Source organism: Pseudomonas sp. 8 R 14, assembly GCF_900005955.1.
Taxonomy (GTDB): domain Bacteria; phylum Pseudomonadota; class Gammaproteobacteria; order Pseudomonadales; family Pseudomonadaceae; genus Aquipseudomonas; species Aquipseudomonas marginalis.
The window spans coordinates 77,965-100,690 of record NZ_CVTH01000090.1; the positions used below are offsets into that span (position 1 = coordinate 77,965).

A 22,726-nucleotide genomic window follows, 5' to 3' on the forward strand; every position below is an offset into this window, starting at 1 on the left:
CGGTGACGATCAATGTGGGAGGGGGCTTGCCTCCTCCCATATTTGGACTGTATTCAGGCCAGGTATTTGCGGAACCAACCCAGTGTCCTTTCCCACGCCAGATTCGCCGCGGCCTCGTCATAACGCGGTGTCGAATCGTTATGGAAACCATGGTTGGCGCCCTTGTAGATGTACGCTTCATAAGTCGTGCCGGCGGCCTTCAGGGCCTTTTCATACGCCGGCCACCCCTCGTTGATCCGCGTATCCAGCTCGCCGAAATGCAGCATGATCGGCGCCCTGATGCGCGGCACGTCCTTGGCTTCCGGCTGGCGCCCGTAGAACGACACCGCCGCGCCCAGTTCCGGGTACGCCACCGCCGCCGCATTGGTCACGCCGCCGCCATAGCAGAAGCCGGTGATGCCAACCTTGCCGGTGCTGCTGTCGTGGTGCATCAGCCATTCGATGGCGGCGAAGAAGTCGTTCATCAGCTTGGTCGGGTCGACTGTCTGTTGCAGCGCCACGCCTTTTTCATCGTTGCCGGGATAGCCGCCCACCGAGGTCAGGCCGTCCGGCGCGAGGGCGATAAACCCGGCTTTGGCCAGGCGCCGGGCGACGTCTTCGATGTAGGGGTTGAGGCCACGGTTTTCGTGGACCACCACCACTGCCGGCAGCTTGCCGGTGGCCTTGGCCGGGCGCACCAGGTAGCCACGCACGGTGCCGTTGCCCTTGGGCGAGGGGTAGGTGATGTAGTCGGCAACGATGTCCGGGTCGGTGAATTTCACCTGTTCGGCCAGGGCATAGTTGGGGCTCAGGGCCGCCAGCAGGGCCGAGGCGGTGAGGCCGCCAAAGGTGAACAGCGCCGCGCGGTCGAGAAATTCGCGGCGGTTGAGCTTGCCGTGGGCGTAGCCGTCGTAGAGTTCCAGCAGTTCGGGGGCAAAGTCTTTCGCGGTGAGACGAGTCATCGGTTCGGTCCTCGATTAGCGGTGCCAGTCAATGTAGACCAGGATCAGCTGTCACGGCCATGGGCGGCCGCAGCCAGTTCGCGGGTGTCGACGCGCACGAACAGCGAATCGCCGATGGCCGTGAGTACCTCGCCGGCGTACACCTCGCAGACCACGCGGCTTTTGCGGCCCACTTCGCCTTCGACCCGCGCACGCAAGGTGAGCGGAACGCCCATGGGAGTCGGCTTGATGAATTTGATCCCCAGGTTGCCGGTGACGCAGTCGATGCGCGGCAGGCTGCCGGGTTCGCGCTGTTCGGCACGGTAGTGGTAGGCCATGGCGGTCCAGTTGGAGTGGCAGTCCACCAGCATGGCGATCAGGCCGCCGTAGACCAGGTCGGGCCAGCCACTGTATTTTGCCTCGGGGTGATGTTCGGCGATGAGATGGACACCATCGGCATCCCAGCGGCTCTTGATATGCAAACCATGGGGGTTACTGCCGCCGCAGCCGTAGCAGATGCCTTCCGGCGCGGTGATGTCCTGTAGAGAAGGGGTGGGCATGCAGCGTCCTTATTGTTGTGAGCGACTAGTCTGTTTAGCAGGACAGGCACCTGATGGGAATACATCCATTTTTTGCGGAGCGTGGCATGAAGCGTCGAATTCTCCCGTTGGTCCTGGTCCTGGGTGCTATCGGCTGTGCCCAGGCGGCGGAGTACACCGACGTCAATCGCACCGCCAGCCAGATCAGTTTTACCTATAAGCAGTTGGGGCAGCGGGTGTATGGCACCTTCGGCGACTTCGAAGGCACGCTGAGCTTTGACACGCAAAAGCCCGAAAGCGGACATGCCTTGCTCAAGATCCAGCTGGCGAGTATCGATGCCGGCAGCCCCGATGCGAACGACGAGCTGCAACGGGCCTCGTGGTTCGATACCGCGACCTATCCGGTGGGCGTCTATGAGTCCACCGCTGTAAAGGCCCTGGGGGATAACCGCTTCAACATCAGCGGCAACCTGACGATCAAGGGCACCACGCGCCCGGTGGCGGTCAACGTGGTGCTCAAGGAGCTGGATGGCATCGGCGTGTTCGACGGTGAGTTCATCCTCAAGCGCGGCGACTTCAGGATCGGCGAAGGCGAATGGGCCGGCAACAGCGTGGTGTCCGACGACATCAACATCAAGTTCAAGATGGTCGCGCCCCAGCGTTAGCGCGCGAACCGCTTGGCCCCGGCCACGCAGCCGATCACCGCGACCGTCACCAGCAGCATGCCCAGGCTGACCTGTTCATGCAGCAAGCCCGCTGCCAGCGCCAGGCCGAAGAACGGTTGCAGCAGTTGCAACTGTCCGACGGCGGCGATGCCACCCTGGGCCAGGCCGCGATACCAGAACACAAAGCCGATCAGCATGCTGAACAGCGACACATAGCCCAGGCTCAGCCAGGCCGGCAGGCTGATACCGCTGACGCTCGACGGCGCCAGCACCAGGCTCAACGGCACCACCACCGGCAACGACACCACCAGCGCCCAGCAGATCACCTGCCAGCCGCCCAGGCTGCGCGACAGTTTGGCGCCTTCGGCATACCCCAGGCCGCACACCAGCACCGCCAGCAGCATCAGTACGTCACCCGCCGGTGCGGCGCTCAAGCCCTGGGCGAAGGCGTACCCCATCACCAGCGCACTGCCGAGGATCGAAAACAGCCAGAACACCGGGCGTGGACGCTCGCCGCCACGCAGTACAGCAAACACGGCGGTCGCCAGCGGTAGCAGGCCGATGAAGACGATGGAGTGCGCGGAGGTCACGTATTGCAGCGCCAGCGCGGTGAGTAACGGAAAGCCGATCACCACGCCGAGGGCGACGATTGCCAGGGGCATCCATTGCTGGCGCGCGGGGCGTTGCTCCTTGAACAGCCCCAGCAAGGCCAGCCCCAGCAGCGCGGCAATGGCGGCGCGGATCATGGTCAGGAACACCGGGTCGAATTCCATCACCGCCAGGCGCGTGGCCGGCAGCGAGCCGCTGAAGATCACCACGCCGATAAAACCGTTGATCCAGCCTTGGGTGCGGGTGTCCAGGTTGCTGAGGGGGGCTGTACGTTCCATATGGGTGTCCGAAAAGGATGAGTTGCGTGGCAGGCATCCTAGGGTTGAAGATAAAGACAATCAAAAAATTGTCATGGATACATCGCTATGCCCCGCGCCCGCTACAAGTCGTTGGTCGACAGCTTCGCCGAGGCCATTCGCTCAGGCAGCATGCCCCCCGGTACGCGACTGCCGACCCACCGCCAACTGGCCGCCGAACATGGCCTGGCGCTGGTCACCGCGAGCCGGGTGTACGCCGAGCTGGAGGCCATGGGCCTGGTCAGTGGCGAGACAGGCCGAGGCACCTTTGTGCGCGAAATCTCGCTGCCGCCGGGGCAGGGCAGCGGGCAGATGAGCGTGGCGGCGGGCATGCTCGATCTGAGTTTCAACTACCCGTCCTTGCCGGGCCAGGCCGACTTGCTGCGCACCGCATTGCGCCAGTTGGCGCTGTCCGGCGACCTTGAAGCGCTGCTGCGTTACCAGCCCCACGCCGGTCGCCTGCATGAGCGCGCCGCTGTCGCGCGGCACCTGTTGAGTCGAGGGCTGACGGTCGAGGCCGAACAGGTGCTGGTGGTCAGTGGCGCCCAGCACGGGTTGGCCGTGACCATGATGACCTTGCTCAAGCCCGGTGATGTGATCGCCGTCGACGCCTTGACGTATTCGGGGTTCAAGGTGCTGGCCGAGACCCTGCACCTGGAGATCGTCGCCATCCCGGTAACTGCCGACGGCCCGGACCTGGACTACCTGCACAGCCTGTGTCGCAAGCGCCCGGTGCGTGCCGTGTACAGCATGCCGACTTTGCATAACCCGTTGGGCTGGGTGCTGAGCCTGGCGCAGCGCGAGCAGTTGGTGGCGATTGCCCGTGAGCACAACCTGATGATCATCGAGGACGCGGCCTACGCGTTCCTGGCCGAGGACGCGCCGCTGCCCGTGGCCAGATTGGCGCCGGAGCGCACGGTCTATGTGGGCGGGCTGTCGAAAAGTGTCGCGACCGGCCTGCGCGTGGGGTTTATCGCTGCCCCGTCGGGTTGGGTCAAAGCACTGGAACGCACCATCATGGCCACCACCTGGAACGTGCCGGGGGTGATGAGTGCGATTGCGGTGGCCTGGCTCGAGGATGGCACCGTGGCGCAACTTGAAACCCACAAGCGCCAGGATGCGCGGGCGCGGCAAGCCTTGGCCGCGCAGGTGCTCAAGGGGGTGGCCTACACCAGCCACCCGTCATCGTATTTCTTGTGGCTGCCCCTGGCGGAAGAGGCCCGCGCCGATCAAGTCGCCATGACCTTGCAGCGCGACGGTATTTCCGTCTCCACCGCCGAGCCCTTCGCCGTCTCGGCCCACGTGCCCCATGCGTTGCGCCTGGCCTTGGGCTCGGTGGACATGCCGGCGCTGCGCGAGGCGTTGCTGAAGGTGCGCAAGGTGGTGCAGTGGTGAGCCCGATGGCCCACCGCTAGCCATCAGAATTTAAACGCCTGGCGCCCGATCAGCAGCCAGTGGCCTTTCTGTTTTTGCCAGATCTGGAAGTTCTCGATTTCGGTGGGCACTTCCTTGCCGCTGTTCACCGCCAGGGCGGAGAAGTGGTTGCGTACCAGGGCGGTATCGCCACTCAGGGTGATGGTCTGTTTCTGCATTTCCAGGGTCTTGAAGCCGCTGCGCCCGGTCTCGATATCGGCAATGAATTCTTGCTTGTTCTGGATCTTGCCGCTGGAGTGGCCGTAGGTGAGGTTCTCGGCGGTCAGGCTCTGGAGCTGCTTGAGGTCTTTATGCAGCATCGCCTGGGTGAGGTGGTCGACCGCTTGGGCGACGTCTTTGTCGGCGGCAGGGGCCGCGGCCACATAGCCGCTGAACAGGCACAGAAAACCGATCAGCACTTTGACGTTTTGCATGGGTGTTTCCTTATTGTTGTTGGGGAGGTGTACGGGCAACACGTTACTGAATCTGTTGTCGTACAACATTGCAATAGTCGAAGGGCTTTTGGAAAGTAAAATTTGGAATATTTGCGCAGAACCTTGCGTTGTATAGGGTGAGTGAAGTCTTCAATCTTGTACGATGTCTCATCACAGGTTAAAACTAGTCTCCCGTCTAACAATAAAATAACGGAGATACCCATGGATTTTCCCCCTTCGCCTGCCCGCTCCGAACACAGCCGCCGGGTCTTTCTCCAGCGATCCCTGGCGGTTTCCGCGTCGGTGGCGGTGCTGGGCAACCTGCCTCGCCTGGCAGACGCGGCCGAGCCCTTGAGCCAGCGTTATCCAGACCCCCTGATCAAGGTGCTCGACGACAGTTTCCTCGAGCTGCGCCTGTTCAATGCCAGCGTTGAGCGCCTGGCGACCGGCCTGCGCTGGGCCGAAGGACCGGTGTGGATCGGCGATGGCCGCTACCTGCTGCTCAGTGATATTCCCAACAACCGCATCGTGCGTTGGGATGAGGTGACCGACAGCCTGTCGGTGTACCGTGAAAACGCCAACTTCTCCAACGGCATGTGCCGCGATCGCCAGGGCCGCCTGCTGGTGTGCGAAGGTTCGACCACTTCTGGCGAGGGGCGGCGCATCACTCGCACCGAACATAACGGTAGCATCACGGTGCTGGCGGACAGCTTTGACGGCAAACCCTTCAACTCGCCCAACGACATCGTGTGCAAGCGCGATGGTTCGGTGTGGTTCAGCGACCCGCCATTCCAGACCGGCAACAACTACGAAGGCCACAAGATCACCCCCACCCAGCCCCATGGCGTGTATCGCATCGACGCTGACAGCGGCAAGGTTATGCGGGTGATCGACGACCTCAACGGTCCCAACGGCCTGTGCTTTTCGCCGGATGAAAAGACCCTCTACGTGGTGGAAGGGCGCGCCAAGCCCAACCGACTGATCTGGGCGATTGATGTCAAGGACGACGGCACCCTGGGCGAACGGCGCAAGCATATCGAAGGCCTCGAATACGCAGCGCTGGACGGCATCAAGTGCGACGAGAGCGGCAATCTCTGGTGTGGCTGGGGCGGCAATGGCGACCCCAAGGCCGACCTGGAAAAGCTCGACGGCGTGCGCGTGTTCAATTCCCAGGGCAAGGCCATCGGGCATATCTCGCTGCCGGAACGCTGCCCCAACCTGTGCTTTGGCGGCCGCGAAGGCAACCGCCTGTTCATGGCCGGCAGCCATTCGATCTACGCGTTGTTCGTCAATACGCGAGGGGCGGATTTCGCCTGATAGGCGCTGAAAAAAATCCACTGTCAGCGCCGGTTGGCCGGCGTTCACAGTGGCTATTTAGCGCTATGCTGCGTGCTCCTGAAACATCAGAGCGTTACGCAAATGGACTTTGATTGGCACAGCGCCCCTATCACCCGCAGCACGCCTGTCACTTCACACTACAAAAACACCCAGAACGTACGCCGTTTCATGCGTGAGCACTGCGGCGCGGGGTTCACGTTCGACCGGCCTTTCATGGCGTGGATTCGCAACGCAACACCCAAGACGATGGGCGACGTGGTGGATGAGTGGCAGCGTCGCAACGAGGACTCCCGAGCATGACACCGGATGAAAAATACCAAGCCGTGCAAAAACGCCTCGGCTATCAATTGGATGAATTCAAAGTCGGCGGCAACTACACGCCGCTGGTGCGCGACGGCAACCATCTGTACATCAGCGGGCAGATCCCGCGTGTCGGCGACACGGTCATGCTGCCGGGTAAGGTCGGTGACACCTTGACCCTGGCCCAGGCACAGATCGCCGCCGGCATCAGTGCATTGCGCTGCCTGGGCCTGCTCAAGCAGGCGCTCGGTTCGCTGGATCGGGTCAAGGCCATCCCGCGTATCACCGTGTATGTACGCAGCGCCGAGGACTTCGATCAGCAGAGTGAAGTGGCCAACGGCGCCTCGGACCTGTTGCACGAGATCCTCGGCGGTGCCGGGGTGCATTCGCGCACGTCGGTGGGGGTGATGCAACTGCCGAAGTCGGCGGCGGTGGAAATCGACATGGTCGCGGTCGCGCACGACTGATGGTCAGCCAAGGTCTGGTCGTCCTGCTCAACTACGGCCTGCACCTGGCGCCGGGTTTGCTGCTGTTTGGCCTGTGGTTCGGGTTGACGCCCAAGTCGTTGCCGGCCATGCGCATCCTGATTTTGCTCGCGGCGTTCGTGCTGATGCGCGATGTGATGACGCCCCTGGGCATGTGGGCGCTCAGTGACGACGTGCAAATCGCCTTCACCGCGAATGCCTTTGTATTGGCGGCGCTGGGTGGCCTGTCGGTGCTGCTGGCCGTAGTGTTGGTCCGGGTGGCGCCGGAGTTGTGGCGCCTGGTGGTATGGACCCGGGGCCACCGCGCCCTTGGCCTGGCGGTGGGGCTTGCGGTCGGTTGCCTGATCGGTGTGCCGTTGCGGCTCTATCAAGGAATAGAGCCGCACGCGATCCCCGGCTACTGGGTGTGGCTGCCGGGCATGGTGGTGTTGGCCTATGGCGCCAATGCGCTGGAGGAAGTGTTGTTTCGCGGGTTTTTGCAGGGCTACCTTGAACAGCAGGTGACACCGCTGCGAGCGGCGCTGATCAGTGGCGTGGCGTTTGCCGCCTGCCATGCCTTCCTGGCCTTGAGCGTGACTCAACTGGGCTGGCCGGTGTTGCTGTTTACCCTGATCGAAGGGCTGGCCTGCGCACTGGTGCGCATGCGTCATGGCGTGTTGGCGGCGACGGCCTGCCATGGCACGGCAATCCTGCTGATTGCGGTGCCCTATATGGCCTGACTTGAAATGCGCTCAGAACGGTGGGAGGGGGCTTGCTCCCGATTGCAGTGGGTCAGCCACCGATGCATCAACTGACACGCCCTCATCGGGAGCAAGCCCCCTCCCACATTTTTTACCGAGTACACCAGCCCCAACTCCAATTGGCTCCAAGGCCGAAAAAGCCAGAGTAAAAGCAGACCGAGATCTACCTGATATATGCAGTTCCAAATGTGGGAGGGGGCTTGCTCCCGATGGCAGTAGTTCAGCCACAGATGCATCAACTGACACTCCCTCATCGGGAGCAAGCCCCCTCCCACACTTAGCCGAGTACACCAGTGACAACTCCGGTCGGCTCGAAGACTGTAAAAGCCAGAGCAAAAGCAGACCGAGATCTACCTGATATATGCAGTTCCAAATGTGGGAGGGGGCTTGCTCCCGATGGCAGTGGGTCAGCCACCGATGCATCAACTGACACGCCCTCATCGGGAGCAAGCCCTCTCCCACAGTGAATCAGTTAGTTTGTCGCCAGCGGCGGCGTGCGCGGCGGGATCAGGCGTTTGCTGCCGGTGGCTTCATACGCCGCCGCAAACCGCAGCAATGCCGAATCATCGTAGGCGCGCCCGGCAAAGGTCAGCCCGACCGGCATGCCGATGTCCGCCATCACGCCCATGGGCACGGTAACGGTAGGCACGCCCAGGTGGCGGATGGCGAGGTTGCCGTTGGCCACCCACACACCGTTGCTCCAGGCAATGTCCGCACTGGCTTCGTTCACATCGGCATCCGCAGGGCCTACATCGGCCACGGTGGGGAACAGCACAGCGTCGAGGCCGAGCTTATCCATCCAGTCTTCCAGGTCGATCCGCCGGGTTTGCTCCAGGCCGCGCAGGCCATCGGGGACGGTGCTGATCTCGTTCCACGGGGTGATGCCACGCTCGGCCATGCGCACGTACTCGTCCATGCCGGCGGCCAGGTCGTCCTCACGGTTGGGCAGGGTGCCGGGGTCGTGGGGGAAGATTTTCGGCCCGTCCACATCGGCCAGGCGGTTCAGGGCCGGGTCGTTGTTGGCGCGCAGGAAATCATCGAAGGCCCAGGCCGACAGTTCCCACAGTTCATCGTGCAGGAATTCCCGGGACACCAGGCCACGGGTAAACACGGTTGGCGCGCCTGGGCGGTCGCCTTCGCAGTTGGACACCAGTGGGAAGTCGACCTCGATGACTTCGGCACCGGCGGCTTCCAGCGCCTGGCGTGCGTCTTTCCAGAGGTCGATCACGCTGGCACGGGTGTTTATCTTCTGCCCGGTGGGGCCGCCGATGCCGGGCTTTTCGCTGGTGCCGGCCTCGGGGTCGGCGTTGATGTACATGCGCGGCACGCCGAAGCGTTTGCCGGCCAGGGCTTCAGTGTTGACCGCCAGTTCAGCGTAAGACGCCGGGCGCACCGAGGCGACGCTGGGGATCGGCACCCACGGCTGCAGGCGCCACAGGTCGCCACGGGTGTCCGGGTCGTCGGCCACCACCACGTCGAGCACTTCCAGCAGGTCGGCCATGGTGCGGGCGTAGGGAACTACCACGTCCATGGTCGGGGTCAACGGCCAGTTGCCGCGCACCGAAATCACCCCACGGGACGGGGTGTAGGCGCACAGGCCATTGTTGGACGCCGGGCCACGGCCGCTGGACCAGGTTTCTTCCGCCAGGCCGAAGGCGGCAAAGCTGGCGGCGGTGGCGGTGCCGGCACCGTTGGACGAACCGGAGGCGAACGGCGCGGTGAGGTAGTCGGCGTTATACGGGCTTTCCGCGCGGCCATACACGCCGCGCTGCATGCCGCCATTGGCCATCGGCGGCATGTTGGTCTTGCCCAGGCAGATGGCGCCACCGGCGCGCAGGCGCTCGATGGTGAACGCATCGCGCTGGGCGACAAGGCTGGCAAAGGCCGGGCTGCCGGAGGCGGCCGTCAGCCCTTTGACCAGGTAGCTGTCCTTGGCGGTGTAGGGAATGCCATCCAATGGCCCCAAGGTTTCGCCCTTGGCCCGACGTGCATCGGAGGCTTGGGCTTCCTTGAGGGCGTCGGGGTTACGCACGACGACGGCGTTGAGGGCGGTAGCGGTCTGCGGGCCGTCGTAGGCATCGATCCGTGCGAGGTAAGCCTGCACCAGTTCAACGGCCGTGGTCTGGCCGGATTCGAGCGCCGCGCGCAATTGGGCAATGGAGACTTCGGTAACTTGCATGACGTTTTCTTCGCCGCCTTAAGTTGAGGTATGGCGGCAGTCTACGTACAGATATTTCACAAAACCAGTGCGGCATTTTCCCCATGGGCGGCACGCATCACCTGCCAGGTGGCGTCGTCTGCGGGAATCAGATGTTCGATACGCAGGGAGGCGAGGGTGATGTCCTGGGGCATGCCGAAGGTGGTGAAGGTGGACAGAAAGCTCAGCTCGCCCTGGCTGGTATGCACGCGGGTCAACACCAGCGGCGGCATTTCAGGCGGCGGCGTGGTGTGGGCGGGGGCGGGCAGGCTCGCCAGTAGAGCGGCCAGCACAGGGTTGTCCAGTGCCTCGCGGCTTGCCCGTTGCCAGGCCAGGGTGCGGATTTCTTCGGCGTTGACCAGGTGGTCGCCCAGGCCGCCGGGTTGCAGCAGGGTGGTCAGCAGGTTCAGGCCTTCCAGCGGCGGCGTGACCCCCACCAGTTCCAACAGCGCGCCGGTACTCGCATTCGCCGCCAGCACTTCCCAGTGGCTGCCCAGCAGGATCGCCGGGGCCGGGTTGTTGGCGTGCAGGACATGGCTGACCGCCTCGCGAATTGCGGCCATGGCCGGGGAGGCGAGCGGGGTAGCGGTATAGCGGGGCGCGAAGCCGGCGGCGAGGAATACGCGGTTGCACTGCTCCAGCGGTGTTTCCAGTGCGCTGAGCAGGTGATTCAACGTACCTGGGCTCGGCTTGGCGCGGCCGGTTTCGAGGCAACTGAGGTGGCGCTGGGACACGCCGGTGATCAGGGCCAGGTCAAGTTGGCTCAGACCAGCCTGTCGGCGTAGCTGGCGCAGATGTTCGCCGGCAGTAGCGGGGTTATCCATGGCGTGACTATGACCTCCGAGGTCATTGCGAGGGGGCAACCTTATCACTAGGGTGGGCTTCGATCACGTCAAGGAACAGACCATGCACAAACCTTATCTGGCCCTCGCCGCTCTGCTGGGTTTTTCGCTGTACACCCTGTTCACGCTGCTCACGGCCGAGCAATCGTTGCTGGCCTTCGGACGAGAGTTGATATCGCGCCCGGACACCGCGCAGGTCGTCATCGACCTGTACCTGATGGCCGTGCTGGCCTGTGTGTGGATGTACCGGGATGCACGGGCGCGGGGGCGGTCGCTGGCGTCGGTGCTGCCGTACTTCTTGCTGACGGCGGTGTTCTTGTCGGTGGGGCCGTTGCTGTATATCGTCGTCAATGGTGTTGTGCGACGCGCAGAACGTCAGGACTGACGGGTCTACTTGTGGCGAGGGAGCAAGCCCCCTCGCCACGATGAAGTTTATGGGTTGAGGAATGCCTGGTAGTTGTCCTTGGTGATCTGCTGATAAGGAATGGTCAGCTCGGCGTCATACGGCTGTTTCTTGACCATCTTCACCGCCAGGTCAATGGAGCCCACGGCCTGCCCCTTGTTGTCCTGATACGCCGTCACCAGCAACTGGCCTTTCTTCACTGCGTCCAAACCGGCCGCGCCGCCATCGCTGCCGGCCACCAGAATATCCTTGCCGGGCTGCATGCCGGCCTGGCTGATCGCCATGGCCGCGCCAATCGCCATTTCATCGGCATTCGCCGCCACGGCGTCGATTTTGCGCCCGGACACGATCCAGTTGTTCATCAGGTCAATTGCCTTGCTGCGCTGCCATTCGGCACTCTGCTCCTCGACGATCTTTATACCTGGATAGTCCTTGAGCACGTTCTTGACCCCCAGCGTACGGTTGTGGGTGGCGTTGTTGGACAGCAGCCCGAGCATGATCGCCAGGTTGCCTTTGCCGCCCATTTTCTCGGCCAGGTAGCGCATCTGGATTTCACCGGCCTTGATCTCATCCGAGCCGACATAGCCAACCCCTGGCGGTACTTCCTTGAACTCGGGGCGGCGGTTGACGTACACCAGCGGGATCCTGGCCTGTTGGGCATTGACCGTCATTTTCTGGGTGGCGGCGGTGTCTACGGCGTTGACGATAATTGCGTCCATGCCCTGGGCGGTGAAGTTCTGCACCTGGTTAAGCTGGCGCACCACGTCGCCCTGGGCGTCTTCGAATTGCAGGGTCACGCCGGGCAGTTCCCGGGCGTGGGCGGCCATGTAGTCACGCATTTGCGCGAGAAATACGTCGTCGACCTGGGCGATGCTCACGCCGATCCGTATATCGGCCAGCGCCCAGGGGGTGATGGCGAGGGTCAAGAGTGCCGCAAGGAGTTGCTTCTTCATGGTTGTGCTCCGTTGTTTTTGTTGTTGTTAAAACATCACGCCTGGCGCTTGGCCCGCAGTTGCGCCACGGCCGCGGCGAAGTCCTCATACGCCCAGCGTTCGTCGAGGGCCTGCAGCATGAGTTGCTGCCCGGTTTGCGGGGCCAGGCCCTGCAAGGGTGGGTCGGTGTCGAGGTTGGTGGGGAAGGCATAGCCGTCGGCGGTGCAGGCCACCACCGCTGCAATCGCCTGGGCATCCAGGGCCGTGTTGGCCAGCAGGACCGGGTACACCGCCAGCATCATGCGGTCGCGGTCGAGGGCTTCCATGGGCTTGCCGAAGGCCGAGGAGATTTGCAGCAGGTTGGCCATGCGCTGGTGGCCGGCCGTGCGGTTGGTGCCGGCGGCGTGGAAGAGCGCCGGGTTGAAAAACAGCAGGTCGCCCTTGTCCAGCGCCAGTTGCACGGCGTGCTGCTGGAAGTGCTCGATAAATTCGGGGCGCCGCCAGGCCAGGTAACCCAGGGCGTATTGCTGGGAAAACGGCAGCAACTGGGTGGGGCCGCTTTCCAGCGGCATCGCCGAGTGGGCCACTGCGCCCTGCAACGTCAGGTACTGGGACAGCACATGCAAGGGCAGGGGAAAGCGCTCCACCACCTCAGTGGTCTGGAAGCCCAGGTGATAGTCGCGGTGCGGCTGTTGCGCCTGGCCGCCGGGGTGCACCACGTTCACTTGCGCCGTTACCTGATAGCTCGGGCCCAGCCATGCCTCGGCGATCAGCCCCAGCAGCGGGTTGGCGTAATACTCCACAAAGGATTGCGGCGACTGTAGCGCGGCCTTCTGCAATGAATTCCAGATACGCCCGTTACTGCCGGCCTTGGCAAAATGGTCGGCGGCCACGCCTTGGGCGGCCTCCTGGGCAAAGATCGCCTCGAACACCTGGCTGTGGCGATCCACCACTTCCAGGTCCTCATAGGCGCGGCGCACCACCATCACGCCCGGTCCATCGCGAAACAAACGGTGCAGTTCATTCATCACCGTGTGGCGGTCGCTGTTGCGCAAGGTGCAGGCCTGATAGACCGGCACGTTGCCGAGCACTTCCGCAGCCAGGGGATAGTCCTCGGCACGCGCCTGTTGCGCGCAAATCCGCTTGAAATCCTCAATGCGTACATCCTGCAGTGTCACAAATGCCGACATTACTCACCTCCCAGGCTCAGGGCATTGAAGGGCTGCGGGCTGCCGCTGTCGGTGCAGCCGACCACGCCTTGCTCCAGGTCGATCACCGCGCCGGTCATCATCCCCGACTCGCGCGACAGCAGGAACGCCACGCTTTGCGCCACCTCTTCGGGCTTGAGCAGGCGGCCGAACGGCTGCGCGCGTTCCGCCTCAGCCAGCCAACCGTCCTGGGCGCCGTGGTACTGGCGCTGGATCTGATCCTCATGGGGCGTGTCCATCCAGCCGATGTTCAGGCCGTTGACGCGGATCCGGTTGCGCAGCGCACTGAACGCCACGTTCCTGGTCAGGATCGCCAGCGCACCTTTGGACGCCGCATACGCGCAAAGGAACGATTGACCACCATGCCCGGTGATGCTCTGGATGTTTACCACGGCGCCTTCCACGCCCTGGCTGATCATCAATTTCAACGCGTCCTGCATCAGGAAAAACGGCGCCCGCACATTCACCGCCATCAGCCGATCGAACAGCTGCGGCGAGGTGTCGACAATGGTGCCGCGGTCCGACATCCCGGCGCAGTTCACCAGGCCATGCAGGGTGCCGAAGTGGGTGCGCGCGGCCTCGATGATCGCGCGGCAATCCTCGACCTGTTCAAGGTCGGCCTCGACAAAAAACGCCTGGCAATCCAGCTGCGCCAACTGCCGCACCTGTTCTTCGCCCTGGGCGCGGCGCCGCCCGCAAATGATCAGCCCGGCGGCGCCGCGTCGCGCCAGGGTGTGGGCCACGGCGGCGCCCAGGCCCTGGGTGCTGCCGGTGACGACAAAATATTGGCCGTTGAACGTACTGGCGAGGTCGGCTTGAGGCATGGGGTTCTCCTGGATTGTTGTTGTTTTGATTGCCCGGCTCGACGCCGGACAAAACTGAGACTAGCATTGCAAAACCTCAGTAATACCCAAAAAAGACCTCATAAACACCTCAGGCGAAACCCATGCTCGAACGCGCCAAACACTTCTCCATCAAGCAACTCGCGACCCAGGCGGGCGTGAGCAAGGCCACGGTCGACCGCGTGCTGCATCAGCGCGGCAGCGTGCACGGCCAGACTCGCCGACGTATCGAGCAGGCGCTGGATGAACTGGAGTCCCAGGAGAAAAACGGCCTGGCGGTAGGGCGCACCTTCCATGTCGACGTGATCATGCACACCCCTCAGCGTTTCAGCGCCGCGGTGCAGGCGGCGATCACCGCGCAACTGGCCAGCCTGGCCCCGTTTCGCATCGCCCCGCGTTTTCACCTGTTCGAAGAAATCGAGCCCCAGGCCATGCACGATCAGTTGCTGCGCTGCCTCGACACCGGCAGCCAGGGCGTGGTGCTCAAGGCCGCCGACGAGCCGGCGGTGAACCAGGCCGTCAAGCACCTGATCGCGGCGGGCATCCCGGTGGTGACCCTGGTGACGGACCTGCCGCAAAGCGAACGCATCGGCTACGTCGGCATGGACAACCGCACCGCCGGTCAGACCGCCGCCTACCTGATGTCGCGTTGGCTGCCGGCGTTGCCCCAGGACGTGGCGGTGGTGATCGGCAGCGAGTTGTTCCGTGGCGAGGAGGAGCGCGAGATGGGCTTTCGCGCCTGGCTGCGCGGGCGAGCCCCCCACCTGCGGGTGCTGGACGTCAGCGGCGGCTATGGCGTGTACCCGCGCACCTTCGAGCGGGTCACCCAGGCGCTGCAACAGCATCCCGGCCTCAAGGCGGTGTACAGCGTCGGCGGCGGCAACCGTGCGATTGTCGACGCCTTCGCCGCCCTGGGTCGCCCGCTGGAGGTGTTTATCGGCCACGACCTCGACGAAGAAAACCGCCAACTGCTGCTGGACGAAAAAATCGCCGCGATCATCGACCACAACCTGCAGATCGATGCCCGCCACGTGTTCCTGCACATCCTGCACTACCACCGGTTGTGGAAGGCCGGCCCGATTGCGCCGTCACAGGTGCAGATCGTCACCCCGTTCAACCTGCCGGACTGAGCACTCCCCCAAACAACAAGATCAGGAGTTCAACCATGCTACGTATCGCTGTTCTAGGTGCCGGGCGCATCGCCAGGATCCACGCCGCCAATGTCGCCGCCCACCCGAATGCCACGCTGGTGCTGGTGGCCGATCCCTGGCGCGAAGGCGTCGATGCCCTCAGCCGCCAACTGGGCTGCGAGGCGGCCTACGATTGCGCCGCCGTCCTCACGCGCAAAGACATCGACGCCGTGGTTATCGGCACCCCTACCGACACCCATATCGACCTGCTGTTGGCGGCGGTCGCCGAGGGCAAGGCGGTACTCTGCGAGAAGCCCATCGACCTCGACATCGCCAAGGCCCGCAGCGCCGCCCAGGCCGTGGAGCGCCAGGGCGGCAAGGTGATGCTCGGCTTCAATCGCCGTTTCGACCCCGACATGCTGCGCCTGCGCCAGGCCCTGGATGCCGGCCAGATCGGCGCAGTGCGCCAAGTGATCATCACCAGTCGCGACCCAGGCCTGGCCCCGCGGGACTACCTGGAACACTCCGGTGGCATCCTGCGCGACATGACCATCCACGACTTCGACACCGCCCGCCACCTGCTCGGCGAAGAACCGGTGGAAGTCAGCGCCATCGCCAGCCGCCTGGTGGACCCGAGCCTGGAACAGATCGACGACTACGACAGCGTGATGGTCCTGCTGCGTACCGCCTCCGGCAAGCAATGCCATATCAACTGCTGCCGCCAGGCGGTATACGGTTACGACCAGCGCGTGGAAGTCTCCGGCGCCCTTGGCGTACTGCTCACCGACAACCATCGCCCCAGCACCCTGCGCCACTGGAGCGCCGACCACACCGAAGCGCTGGAACCGTTGCAGCATTTCTTCCTGGAGCGTTACGCCGATGCCTATCGCAATGAGCTGACCCGGTTTATCGATGCGCTGAACAACGGCCAGGCACTGCCCACCAGTGTGCGCGACGGGTTGTATGCGCTGCATCTGGCCGATTGTGCGTTGGAGTCGGTGAGGACGGGGAGGTGCGTGGCGGTCAGTTACGACCTGTAGGCCCCCGTCCGATCCACCAACCGAATGCTATCCCGTCCGCCACGCTTGGATTCATACAGCGTGGTATCTCCCTGTTCGATCAGCGCCGCCAGGCTGGCCGGCGGCTGGTCGAACAGGGTGGCGCCGATGCTCAGGGTCACCGGCGCGGGCGTGGCAAAGGTTTGTGCGGCCAGTTGCTGGAACTGCTCGCGCAGGCTGCTGCCCAGTTCGACGATCTGCTCGGTCGAGGCCGGGTTAAGCAGGATCACAAACTCATCACCGCCCAAACGTGCGGCCAGCGCGCCTCGGGGCACGACTGCGCGAATCATCTCGCTCAAGGCGATCAGCACACGGTCGCCGGCGGTATGGCCGTGGAGGTCGTTGACCGACTTGAAGTTGTCGATATCGATCAGCAGCAGTGCGCCCGGTTGTTGCGCCGACACCTGGGCCAGCAGGCGCGGCGCGCGCAGGTCGAGGGCGCGGCGATTGTAGAGGGCGGTGAGCGGGTCGCGGGCGGCGAGGCGGGCGATCTGCTGTTCGCGGCGGTAGCGTTCCGAGCCGGTCATCGACAGCGCAATCAGCATGATCGCCATGGCGCCTTCCACCAGGGACACCTGGATGATCTCGCCCTTGAACGCCGCAAGGTCGATCAAGGTGCCAGGGATCACCACCGACAGCGCCTTGGCCACGTAGAACATGCCGTGGACCAGCAGCACATAACGCAGTTGCACCGCGCCGATGCTCAATGATCGGCCGTGGGGCCGCAGCAGGAAACTGGCGCGCAGGGTCGGCAGCGCGACCAGCAGCGACTGCACGCCCAACATGGCTTTGGACCACGGCAGGTCGGTCGGGAGCATCAGCATGCCCAGCCACACGGCCAGCAGCAGCCACCACCGCGGCGACAGGCGTACCTGGGTAAAGCGCGCGACCCCGAGTAAGAACAGGCAGTGCGCGGCCACCAGCAAGCCGTTGGCAAACCAGATGCCGATGAGCAGGTAGCCATTGATGCGCAGCAGGGCCAAGGTGGAGCCGACGGTGATGGTGGCGAAACCGGCGCTCCAGAACAGCAGCGAAGGTTCGCGTACGCTGCGCCATTCTATGGCCAGGTACAGGGCAGCAGCGGCGGCCAGGGCAACGGTGAGTGCCAAAATCGTAGGAGGGTCGAGCGTCATTTCGTGCCGGGTCTGCCTGGGTGTGCGTTGAGGCTGGGGATTGTAAGCGCACACGCAGGTTTTTCAGAGCCCAAAGGATAATGGCATACAGCCATCCGATGATCGGCGGTCTAGACGCCTTTGGTCGACGGCAGCAGTATCGTCAGGATGCCCACCAGTGGCAGGAATGAGCACAGTGTGTAGACGTACTCGATGCCGTGGCTGTCGGCGAGCAGGCCGAGCAGCGCCGCGCCGATCCCGCTGAAGCCGAACATCAGGCCGAAAAAGATCCCGGCGATCATGCCGACATTGCCGGGCACCAGTTCCTGGGCAAACACCACGATGGCCGAGAACGCCGAGGCGAGGATGAAGCCGATCACCACGCTGAGCACGGCGGTCCAGAACAGGTCGACGTAGGGCAGGGCCAGGGTGAACGGCGCGGCACCGAGGATCGAGAACCAGATGACTTTCTTGCGCCCGATCCGGTCGCCGATCGGCCCGCCCGCGAAGGTGCCCACGGCCACTGCACCGAGGAACAGGAACAGGTACATCTGAGAACTCGATACCGACAGGTGGAATTTTTCAATCAGGTAGAACGTGAAGTAGCTGGTCAGGCTGGTCATGTAGAAGTATTTGGAGAACACCAGCACCGCCAGCACCACCAGGGCAAACGTCACGCGGCCTTTGGACAAGCCGTGGGTGGCTTTGCCGCCTTGCTTGAGCTTGAACAGGTTGAGGTGGTTGCGGTACCAGCGGCTCAAGCCGTACAGCACCAGGATCGCGAACACGGCAAACAGCCCGAACCAGGCGATGTTGCCCTGGCCGTAAGGAATGATGATCGCCGCCGCGAGCAACGGCCCCAACGCGCTGCCGGTGTTGCCGCCGACCTGGAAGGTCGATTGCGCCAGGCCATAGCGCCCGCCGGAGGCCAGGCGTGCGACGCGCGAGGTTTCCGGGTGGAAGGTCGATGAGCCGACACCCACCAGGGCTGCCGCCAGCAGGATCGCCGGGAAGCTGCCGACAAACGCCAGCATCAGGATGCCGACCAGGGTGCAGACCATGCCCGCCGGCAGCAGCCACGGCTTGGGATGCCGGTCGGTGTGGTAGCCGATCCAGGGTTGCAGCAGCGAGGCGGTCAGCTGGAACGTCAGGGTGATCAGGCCGACCTGGGTAAACGTCAGGCCGTAGTTGGCCTTGAGCATCGGGTAGATCGACGGTAATACGGCCTGGATCAGGTCATTGATCAGGTGCGCCAGGGCACAGGCGCCGAGGATACGCATGACTAACGGGCTTACTTGGGGCGGACTCGAGGTGGCGGCAGGTGATGCGGTCAGGGTCGACATGCAGGCATTCCATACAAGGCAGCGAAGAGGGGCAGCGAGTACTTGAGCAGGCTGCCCATTTCAATTTGTTTCAGAGCTTATGCTAGATTCGTCAGGAATGCCTGTCTCGCGTAATTCGGGAGGCAACCATCGTAAAAAGGGCGAAATGATCAAATCACTGGATAAATTTTTGCAGGAAATCGATGAGGGCGACTGGGCTGTCATCAGTTCGGCCACCGATTATCCGGAAAACTGGGTGATCCCCGACCACAGTCACGAAAAGCATCAATTACTCTACGCCACCGAAGGCGTGATGGTGGTGCATTCGGCGCACAACCAGTGGACGGTGCCGCCCAACCGCGGCTTCTGGATGCCCTGCGGGCACGTGCACTCCCTGCGCTGCGTGGGCGCCCTGAAAATGCGTAGCGTGTTCGTGCGCCCCGACAGTTTCCCCAACCTGCCGACCGAGACCAAGGCGGTGAGTATTTCGCCGCTGCTGAGCGAGCTGATCAAGGCCTCCGTGAGCTTGAAACCGCCCTATGCCGAAGACTCCCGCGATGCGCGGATCATGCACCTGATCCTCGACGAGCTGGCGCTGTTGCCGGCCTTGCCGCTGTCGCTGCCGCAACCCGCCGACCCGCGTATCCGGCAGATCTGCCTGGCGTGGCAGGAGGACCCGGGCGATGCCTCCACCGTGGCGGATTGGAGCGAGCGCCTGGCCCTCGACCAGAAAACCATCCAGCGCCTGTTCCGCAAGTACACCGGCATGACCTTCGGCCAATGGCGCCAGCAGGCGCGGCTGCTGCTGGCATTAGAGCGTATCGCGGTGGGGCAGAAGATTATCGACGTGGCCCTGGAGCTGGGCTACGAAAGCCCGAGTGCGTTTACCAGCATGTTCAAGAAACAGTTTGGCAAGACCCCGAGTCATTTTTTCCGCTGACGTCGGCGCAGTAGTCGTCCAGCAAGCCGTTGAATGCGTCGATATCCAGCGGTCGGCTGAGGAAGTAGCCCTGGCCTTCTTCACACGCCACGCTTTTGAGCATGGCCAGGTGCTCAGCGGTTTCGATGCCTTCGGCCGTGACCGTCAGGGCAAGGGCACGGCCCAAGCCGACAATGGCTTGGATAATCGCCTTGTCATCCTCGCTTTCCTCCAGTCGGGTGAGGAAGCTGCGGTCGATTTTCAGACCATCGAACGGGAACGCCCGCAGGTAGCTGAGGGACGAATAGCCGGTGCCGAAGTCATCCATGGCAATGCGGATGCCCAGTTGCTTGAGTGTGCGCATCACCTCAAGTGCGCCGACGGCGTCCTCGAGCATGACGCTTTCGGTCATTTCCACCTCAAGGCGCGCAGGGTCGATACCCGAGGCGTCCAGGGCGTGGCGCACGCGCTCCACCAGGTTGCCGCGCTTGAACTCGGTGGGTGACAGGTTCACCGAGACGAACAGCGTGTCGGGCCACTGCGCCGCGCACGCACACGCGGTGGCCAGTACCCAGTCACTCAGCGCCAGGATCAGCCCCGATTCTTCGGCAATCGGAATAAAGGTGTCCGGGGCGATCAGCCCGCGTACCGGGTGCTGCCAGCGCACCAGGGCTTCGGCCCCGACCATCTGCCCATCGGCGATGCGATAGCGCGGCTGGAAGTGCAGGCGCAGTTCGGCGTGCTTGATCGCAAAGCGCAGATCGCTCTCCAGGCGCCGCCGCTCGATGATCCGCGTATTCATGTCCCCGGAGTAAAAGCGCCAGGTATTGCGCCCGGCGGCCTTGGCCTCATACAGCGCGATATCGGCGTAGCGCAGCAGTTCGGTGGCATCGCGGGCATCGGTGGGCGCCAGGGCAATGCCGATACTGGCACTGATAAACACCTCTTGTTCGTCGATTTTGATCGCCTGCTCGATGGACTCGATCAAGCGCAGGCACAGGCTTTCGACTTCATCCTGGCTGCCGGCGTCGCTGAGGATCAGCACAAACTCATCGCCGCCGACGCGAGCCACCAGGTCACCATGGCGCACGCAAGCAGCCAGGCGGGCGGACACTTGATTGAGCACCCGGTCACCGGCGGCGTGGCCGAGCAGGTCATTGACCGGCTTGAAGCGGTCCAGGTCGAGGCTGAGCATCACCAGCGGCTGCTCGGCGCTGGGCAGGGCCTTGAGTTTGCCGTCCAGGAATGCCTGCAGGCGCGTGCGGTTGGGCAGCCCGGTCAGGGCGTCGTGTTGAGACAGGTACTCGATGCGCCGACGTGCTTCGACTTCTTCGGTGACGTCGGTGGCCGTCCCGCGAAACCCGCCACAGGGCATTTCCCGGGCCGACAGCCGGGTTGTGCGCTCCTGTCCCTGGGCATCGATATAGCGGCATTGCACACTGATGTCCACGCGCCGGCCCGGAGTGCTCAGCCACTGCGACAGCAGGTCGGCCTCGGTGTCCAGCAGGTCGCTCATGGCCGCCCCGAGCCAGGCTTGCCGGGTCAGGCCGGTGACGCTTTCGAAACGCTCCGACAGGTAGGTAAAACGCCAGCCCACATCGATTTCCCAGACCCAGTCCGAGCTGGCCTCCACCACGTCACGAAAGCGCGCCTCGCTGGTGGCCAGGGCGGCCTGGCTGTCCAGCAGGGAGGTGTGACTGGCATCCAGGGCGAGGGCGGTGGCGGTGGCGCGACGCAGAATGACCCAGGTCATCAGGCACACCAGCAGCGCGGCCAACCCCAGCAGCGGCAAGCCTACGCTCATCAAGCGCAGGCCGGGTCGCGCAGGTTCCCAATGCAGGCTGCCAGCGGCGCCGTTATCGCCAAGGGGGAAAACCAGGGTCTGGCCGATGTCATCGGGCGTGGCCACATGCAGCTTGCCCACGCCGAAGTCATCGCCGATCGCACTCAGCTTGGCGCTGTTGAGAACGTCGACGAAGATCAATACCGAGGCCGGCCGGCCATCGGGCTCTACCGTGGGATCGGTGCCGGGCGTGATCGCGGCGGCGGCCACCAGTGCCGGGCTGCCGCGTACATTGATGAACGCCGTGACCGGTGTTTCGTTTTCAGCCCCGGCACGCGCCTGCTCGATAATTTCGGTCAGGGGCTGGTCGAGCCACTGCGAGAGCTCGACGCTTTGCAGCGCGCCCTTGATCACCGAGTAGACCGTGCGATTGTCGTTATCGACCACGAACAGGCCTTGGAAACCGAAGTCCTGATACAGCGTGGCGCCGACGTTGCCGCGCGCGTAGGCCCAGTCGCTGTCCACGGTCATGTGCAGGTGCTTGTAGGCATCGCTCCAGAAGGCGTAGTCCTTGACGGTCACCCGCAGGGACTTCTCCAGGGATTGCACGGCTTTACGCGTATAAAACGCGCTTTCCTGCTGTTCGGAGTGATCCAGTTCGTGCGCGAGGTAAACCAGGGAGTAGGCGGCGGCGGCAAAGACCAGGGCCAGCAACGCCACGAAATTGAACAGCGACGTGCGCGCCAGCGACAGGCTGCTGCGGTCGGACAAGGTGCGGACGATAGGGGCGAGAGAGTTCGGCATGGTTTCCCGCAGGACGTCGCTGCAAGTCATTGGTATGACGGGTTATCGGCGGTGCGGGTAAAAAACTTAGCGCTTCGGTGTTGGCGGGCGTTGAAGCGCGGTGCGCCCTCGGGATGGCGGCTTCACCGGCAGGCTGTCGCCGTATTCAGCCCACCACGCCATCAGCGCCTGCAGGGTCGGCGCGAGCGCGCGGGCTTTGGCGGTTATTTCATATTCGACCCGGGGCGGTACTTCGGCGAACACCGTGCGGGTCACCAGGCCATCGTCTTCCAGCTCGCGAAGTTGGGCCGTGAGCATATGTTGGGTAATGCCGCCGATGGTCTTGCGCAGCTCGCCGAACCGATAGACCCGCTGGTTCAACAGCCACATGATTTCCAGTTTCCACTTGCCGCTGAGCAGTGAAAATGCACGCCGCATTTCTTCATGCATATTCAG

23 protein-coding genes are annotated in these 22,726 nt (G+C 63.6%); 10 read left to right on the forward strand and 13 right to left on the reverse strand.

The window, feature by feature from the left end:
• Nucleotides 1-53: 53 nt before the first annotated feature.
• Nucleotides 54-941 carry a YghX family hydrolase gene (gene yghX / locus BFQ01_RS29195; protein WP_065928028.1) on the reverse strand — a complete coding sequence of 296 codons (888 nt, stop codon included), beginning with the start codon at nt 939-941 and terminating at the stop codon, nt 54-56.
• Between the two features lie 44 nt (nt 942-985).
• Nucleotides 986-1,480: a PaaI family thioesterase gene (locus BFQ01_RS29200; RefSeq protein ID WP_065928029.1), complete on the reverse strand. Its 495-nt coding sequence runs from the start codon at nt 1,478-1,480 to the stop codon at nt 986-988.
• An 86-nt stretch (nt 1,481-1,566) separates the two neighbouring features.
• Here BFQ01_RS29200 and BFQ01_RS29205 point away from each other — a divergent pair, with 86 nt between their 5' ends.
• Entirely contained in the window at nt 1,567-2,124 is a 558-nt protein-coding gene (locus tag BFQ01_RS29205) for a YceI family protein (RefSeq protein WP_027608522.1), read from the forward strand.
• Here BFQ01_RS29205 and BFQ01_RS29210 read toward each other — a convergent pair.
• Complete coding sequence (locus tag BFQ01_RS29210) at nt 2,121-3,011, reverse strand: DMT family transporter (protein WP_065928030.1); 891 nt, start codon at nt 3,009-3,011, stop codon at nt 2,121-2,123. The two genes, BFQ01_RS29205 and BFQ01_RS29210, sit on opposite strands and share 4 nt — an antisense overlap.
• A gap of 87 nt (nt 3,012-3,098) precedes the next feature.
• Here BFQ01_RS29210 and BFQ01_RS29215 point away from each other — a divergent pair, with 87 nt between their 5' ends.
• Nucleotides 3,099-4,424 (forward strand): aminotransferase-like domain-containing protein, encoded by a 1,326-nt coding sequence (locus BFQ01_RS29215; RefSeq protein WP_065928031.1) that lies wholly within the window; start codon nt 3,099-3,101, stop codon nt 4,422-4,424.
• A 23-nt stretch (nt 4,425-4,447) separates the two neighbouring features.
• On the opposite strand, the gene BFQ01_RS29220 is transcribed toward BFQ01_RS29215, so the two are convergent.
• Nucleotides 4,448-4,876, reverse strand: coding sequence for a nuclear transport factor 2 family protein (locus tag BFQ01_RS29220; RefSeq protein WP_024075865.1), 429 nt, complete (start codon nt 4,874-4,876; stop codon nt 4,448-4,450).
• Nucleotides 4,877-5,098: 222 nt separating this feature from the next.
• On the opposite strand from BFQ01_RS29220, the gene BFQ01_RS29225 reads away from it, so the two are divergent.
• The 4 genes from BFQ01_RS29225 (at nt 5,099) to BFQ01_RS29240 (ending at nt 7,718) form a co-directional block, all read left to right on the forward strand.
• Nucleotides 5,099-6,193: an SMP-30/gluconolactonase/LRE family protein gene (locus tag BFQ01_RS29225; protein ID WP_065928032.1), complete on the forward strand. Its 1,095-nt coding sequence runs from the start codon at nt 5,099-5,101 to the stop codon at nt 6,191-6,193.
• 102 nt (nt 6,194-6,295) lie between these two features.
• The gene (locus tag BFQ01_RS29230; RefSeq protein WP_065928033.1) at nt 6,296-6,514 is read left to right on the forward strand and encodes a DUF6434 domain-containing protein; all 219 of its coding nucleotides are present in this window, start codon (nt 6,296-6,298) and stop codon (nt 6,512-6,514) included.
• Nucleotides 6,511-6,981 carry a RidA family protein gene (locus BFQ01_RS29235; protein WP_065928034.1) on the forward strand — a complete coding sequence of 157 codons (471 nt, stop codon included), beginning with the start codon at nt 6,511-6,513 and terminating at the stop codon, nt 6,979-6,981. Before BFQ01_RS29230 ends, BFQ01_RS29235 begins: the two co-directional genes overlap by 4 nt.
• Complete coding sequence (locus BFQ01_RS29240) at nt 6,981-7,718, forward strand: CPBP family intramembrane glutamic endopeptidase (RefSeq protein ID WP_065928035.1); 738 nt, start codon at nt 6,981-6,983, stop codon at nt 7,716-7,718. Before BFQ01_RS29235 ends, BFQ01_RS29240 begins: the two co-directional genes overlap by 1 nt.
• Nucleotides 7,719-8,211: 493 nt before the next feature.
• On the opposite strand, the gene BFQ01_RS29245 is transcribed toward BFQ01_RS29240, so the two are convergent.
• Both BFQ01_RS29245 and BFQ01_RS29250 read right to left on the reverse strand, forming a co-directional pair.
• Nucleotides 8,212-9,918, reverse strand: coding sequence for an amidase (locus BFQ01_RS29245; protein WP_065928036.1), 1,707 nt, complete (start codon nt 9,916-9,918; stop codon nt 8,212-8,214).
• A 56-nt stretch (nt 9,919-9,974) separates the two neighbouring features.
• Complete coding sequence (locus BFQ01_RS29250) at nt 9,975-10,760, reverse strand: helix-turn-helix domain-containing protein (RefSeq protein WP_065928037.1); 786 nt, start codon at nt 10,758-10,760, stop codon at nt 9,975-9,977.
• 82 nt (nt 10,761-10,842) lie between these two features.
• Here BFQ01_RS29250 and BFQ01_RS29255 point away from each other — a divergent pair, with 82 nt between their 5' ends.
• Nucleotides 10,843-11,163 carry a DUF2834 domain-containing protein gene (locus BFQ01_RS29255; RefSeq protein ID WP_065928038.1) on the forward strand — a complete coding sequence of 107 codons (321 nt, stop codon included), beginning with the start codon at nt 10,843-10,845 and terminating at the stop codon, nt 11,161-11,163.
• 47 nt (nt 11,164-11,210) lie between these two features.
• On the opposite strand, the gene BFQ01_RS29260 is transcribed toward BFQ01_RS29255, so the two are convergent.
• Genes BFQ01_RS29260 through BFQ01_RS29270 form a run of 3 tightly spaced genes read right to left on the reverse strand, consistent with a single transcriptional unit; the run spans nt 11,211 to nt 14,145 of the window.
• The gene (locus BFQ01_RS29260) at nt 11,211-12,134 is read right to left on the reverse strand and encodes a sugar ABC transporter substrate-binding protein (RefSeq protein WP_065928039.1); all 924 of its coding nucleotides are present in this window, start codon (nt 12,132-12,134) and stop codon (nt 11,211-11,213) included.
• 35 nt (nt 12,135-12,169) lie between these two features.
• A complete protein-coding gene (locus BFQ01_RS29265; RefSeq protein WP_065928040.1) occupies nt 12,170-13,303 on the reverse strand; it encodes a phytanoyl-CoA dioxygenase family protein in 1,134 nt (377 codons plus the stop codon).
• Entirely contained in the window at nt 13,303-14,145 is an 843-nt protein-coding gene (locus BFQ01_RS29270; protein WP_065928041.1) for an SDR family oxidoreductase, read from the reverse strand. The genes BFQ01_RS29265 and BFQ01_RS29270 overlap by 1 nt, the downstream gene beginning before the upstream one ends.
• 122 nt (nt 14,146-14,267) lie before the next feature.
• On the opposite strand from BFQ01_RS29270, the gene BFQ01_RS29275 reads away from it, so the two are divergent.
• Together BFQ01_RS29275 and iolG are read left to right on the forward strand one after the other, a co-directional pair.
• A complete protein-coding gene (locus BFQ01_RS29275) occupies nt 14,268-15,293 on the forward strand; it encodes a LacI family DNA-binding transcriptional regulator (protein WP_065928042.1) in 1,026 nt (341 codons plus the stop codon).
• A 35-nt stretch (nt 15,294-15,328) separates the two neighbouring features.
• Nucleotides 15,329-16,333: an inositol 2-dehydrogenase gene (iolG, locus tag BFQ01_RS29280; protein ID WP_065928043.1), complete on the forward strand. Its 1,005-nt coding sequence runs from the start codon at nt 15,329-15,331 to the stop codon at nt 16,331-16,333.
• Here iolG and BFQ01_RS29285 read toward each other — a convergent pair.
• Nucleotides 16,321-17,484 (reverse strand): GGDEF domain-containing protein, encoded by a 1,164-nt coding sequence (locus BFQ01_RS29285; RefSeq protein ID WP_027608507.1) that lies wholly within the window; start codon nt 17,482-17,484, stop codon nt 16,321-16,323. The genes iolG and BFQ01_RS29285 overlap by 13 nt on opposite strands.
• Before the next feature lie 110 nt (nt 17,485-17,594).
• The gene (locus BFQ01_RS29290) at nt 17,595-18,806 is read right to left on the reverse strand and encodes an MFS transporter (protein WP_065928044.1); all 1,212 of its coding nucleotides are present in this window, start codon (nt 18,804-18,806) and stop codon (nt 17,595-17,597) included.
• A gap of 97 nt (nt 18,807-18,903) precedes the next feature.
• Between BFQ01_RS29290 and BFQ01_RS29295 the strand changes: the two genes are divergently transcribed.
• Nucleotides 18,904-19,725, forward strand: coding sequence for an AraC family transcriptional regulator (locus tag BFQ01_RS29295; RefSeq protein ID WP_065928045.1), 822 nt, complete (start codon nt 18,904-18,906; stop codon nt 19,723-19,725).
• On the opposite strand, the gene BFQ01_RS29300 is transcribed toward BFQ01_RS29295, so the two are convergent.
• Nucleotides 19,682-22,291, reverse strand: a complete 2,610-nt coding sequence (locus BFQ01_RS29300; RefSeq protein WP_065928046.1) for a bifunctional diguanylate cyclase/phosphodiesterase — start codon at nt 22,289-22,291, stop codon at nt 19,682-19,684. The two genes, BFQ01_RS29295 and BFQ01_RS29300, sit on opposite strands and share 44 nt — an antisense overlap.
• Nucleotides 22,292-22,357: 66 nt before the next feature.
• On the reverse strand, nt 22,358-22,708 hold the full coding sequence (locus BFQ01_RS29305) for a winged helix-turn-helix transcriptional regulator (RefSeq protein WP_199275504.1): 351 nt from the start codon (nt 22,706-22,708) through the stop codon (nt 22,358-22,360).
• Nucleotides 22,709-22,726 lie beyond the last annotated feature (18 nt).

Coding starts and splice junctions, on each gene's coding strand:
- yghX (WP_065928028.1), bottom strand. CDS start 941: ATGACTCGTCTCACCGCGAAAGACTTTGCCCCCGAACTGCTGGAACTC.
- BFQ01_RS29200 (WP_065928029.1), bottom strand. CDS start 1,480: ATGCCCACCCCTTCTCTACAGGACATCACCGCGCCGGAAGGCATCTGC.
- BFQ01_RS29205 (WP_027608522.1), top strand. CDS start 1,567: ATGAAGCGTCGAATTCTCCCGTTGGTCCTGGTCCTGGGTGCTATCGGC.
- BFQ01_RS29210 (WP_065928030.1), bottom strand. CDS start 3,011: ATGGAACGTACAGCCCCCCTCAGCAACCTGGACACCCGCACCCAAGGC.
- BFQ01_RS29215 (WP_065928031.1), top strand. CDS start 3,099: ATGCCCCGCGCCCGCTACAAGTCGTTGGTCGACAGCTTCGCCGAGGCC.
- BFQ01_RS29220 (WP_024075865.1), bottom strand. CDS start 4,876: ATGCAAAACGTCAAAGTGCTGATCGGTTTTCTGTGCCTGTTCAGCGGC.
- BFQ01_RS29225 (WP_065928032.1), top strand. CDS start 5,099: ATGGATTTTCCCCCTTCGCCTGCCCGCTCCGAACACAGCCGCCGGGTC.
- BFQ01_RS29230 (WP_065928033.1), top strand. CDS start 6,296: ATGGACTTTGATTGGCACAGCGCCCCTATCACCCGCAGCACGCCTGTC.
- BFQ01_RS29235 (WP_065928034.1), top strand. CDS start 6,511: ATGACACCGGATGAAAAATACCAAGCCGTGCAAAAACGCCTCGGCTAT.
- BFQ01_RS29240 (WP_065928035.1), top strand. CDS start 6,981: ATGGTCAGCCAAGGTCTGGTCGTCCTGCTCAACTACGGCCTGCACCTG.
- BFQ01_RS29245 (WP_065928036.1), bottom strand. CDS start 9,918: ATGCAAGTTACCGAAGTCTCCATTGCCCAATTGCGCGCGGCGCTCGAA.
- BFQ01_RS29250 (WP_065928037.1), bottom strand. CDS start 10,760: ATGGATAACCCCGCTACTGCCGGCGAACATCTGCGCCAGCTACGCCGA.
- BFQ01_RS29255 (WP_065928038.1), top strand. CDS start 10,843: ATGCACAAACCTTATCTGGCCCTCGCCGCTCTGCTGGGTTTTTCGCTG.
- BFQ01_RS29260 (WP_065928039.1), bottom strand. CDS start 12,134: ATGAAGAAGCAACTCCTTGCGGCACTCTTGACCCTCGCCATCACCCCC.
- BFQ01_RS29265 (WP_065928040.1), bottom strand. CDS start 13,303: ATGTCGGCATTTGTGACACTGCAGGATGTACGCATTGAGGATTTCAAG.
- BFQ01_RS29270 (WP_065928041.1), bottom strand. CDS start 14,145: ATGCCTCAAGCCGACCTCGCCAGTACGTTCAACGGCCAATATTTTGTC.
- BFQ01_RS29275 (WP_065928042.1), top strand. CDS start 14,268: ATGCTCGAACGCGCCAAACACTTCTCCATCAAGCAACTCGCGACCCAG.
- iolG (WP_065928043.1), top strand. CDS start 15,329: ATGCTACGTATCGCTGTTCTAGGTGCCGGGCGCATCGCCAGGATCCAC.
- BFQ01_RS29285 (WP_027608507.1), bottom strand. CDS start 17,484: ATGACGCTCGACCCTCCTACGATTTTGGCACTCACCGTTGCCCTGGCC.
- BFQ01_RS29290 (WP_065928044.1), bottom strand. CDS start 18,806: ATGTCGACCCTGACCGCATCACCTGCCGCCACCTCGAGTCCGCCCCAA.
- BFQ01_RS29295 (WP_065928045.1), top strand. CDS start 18,904: ATGCCTGTCTCGCGTAATTCGGGAGGCAACCATCGTAAAAAGGGCGAA.
- BFQ01_RS29300 (WP_065928046.1), bottom strand. CDS start 22,291: ATGCCGAACTCTCTCGCCCCTATCGTCCGCACCTTGTCCGACCGCAGC.
- BFQ01_RS29305 (WP_199275504.1), bottom strand. CDS start 22,708: ATGCGGCGTGCATTTTCACTGCTCAGCGGCAAGTGGAAACTGGAAATC.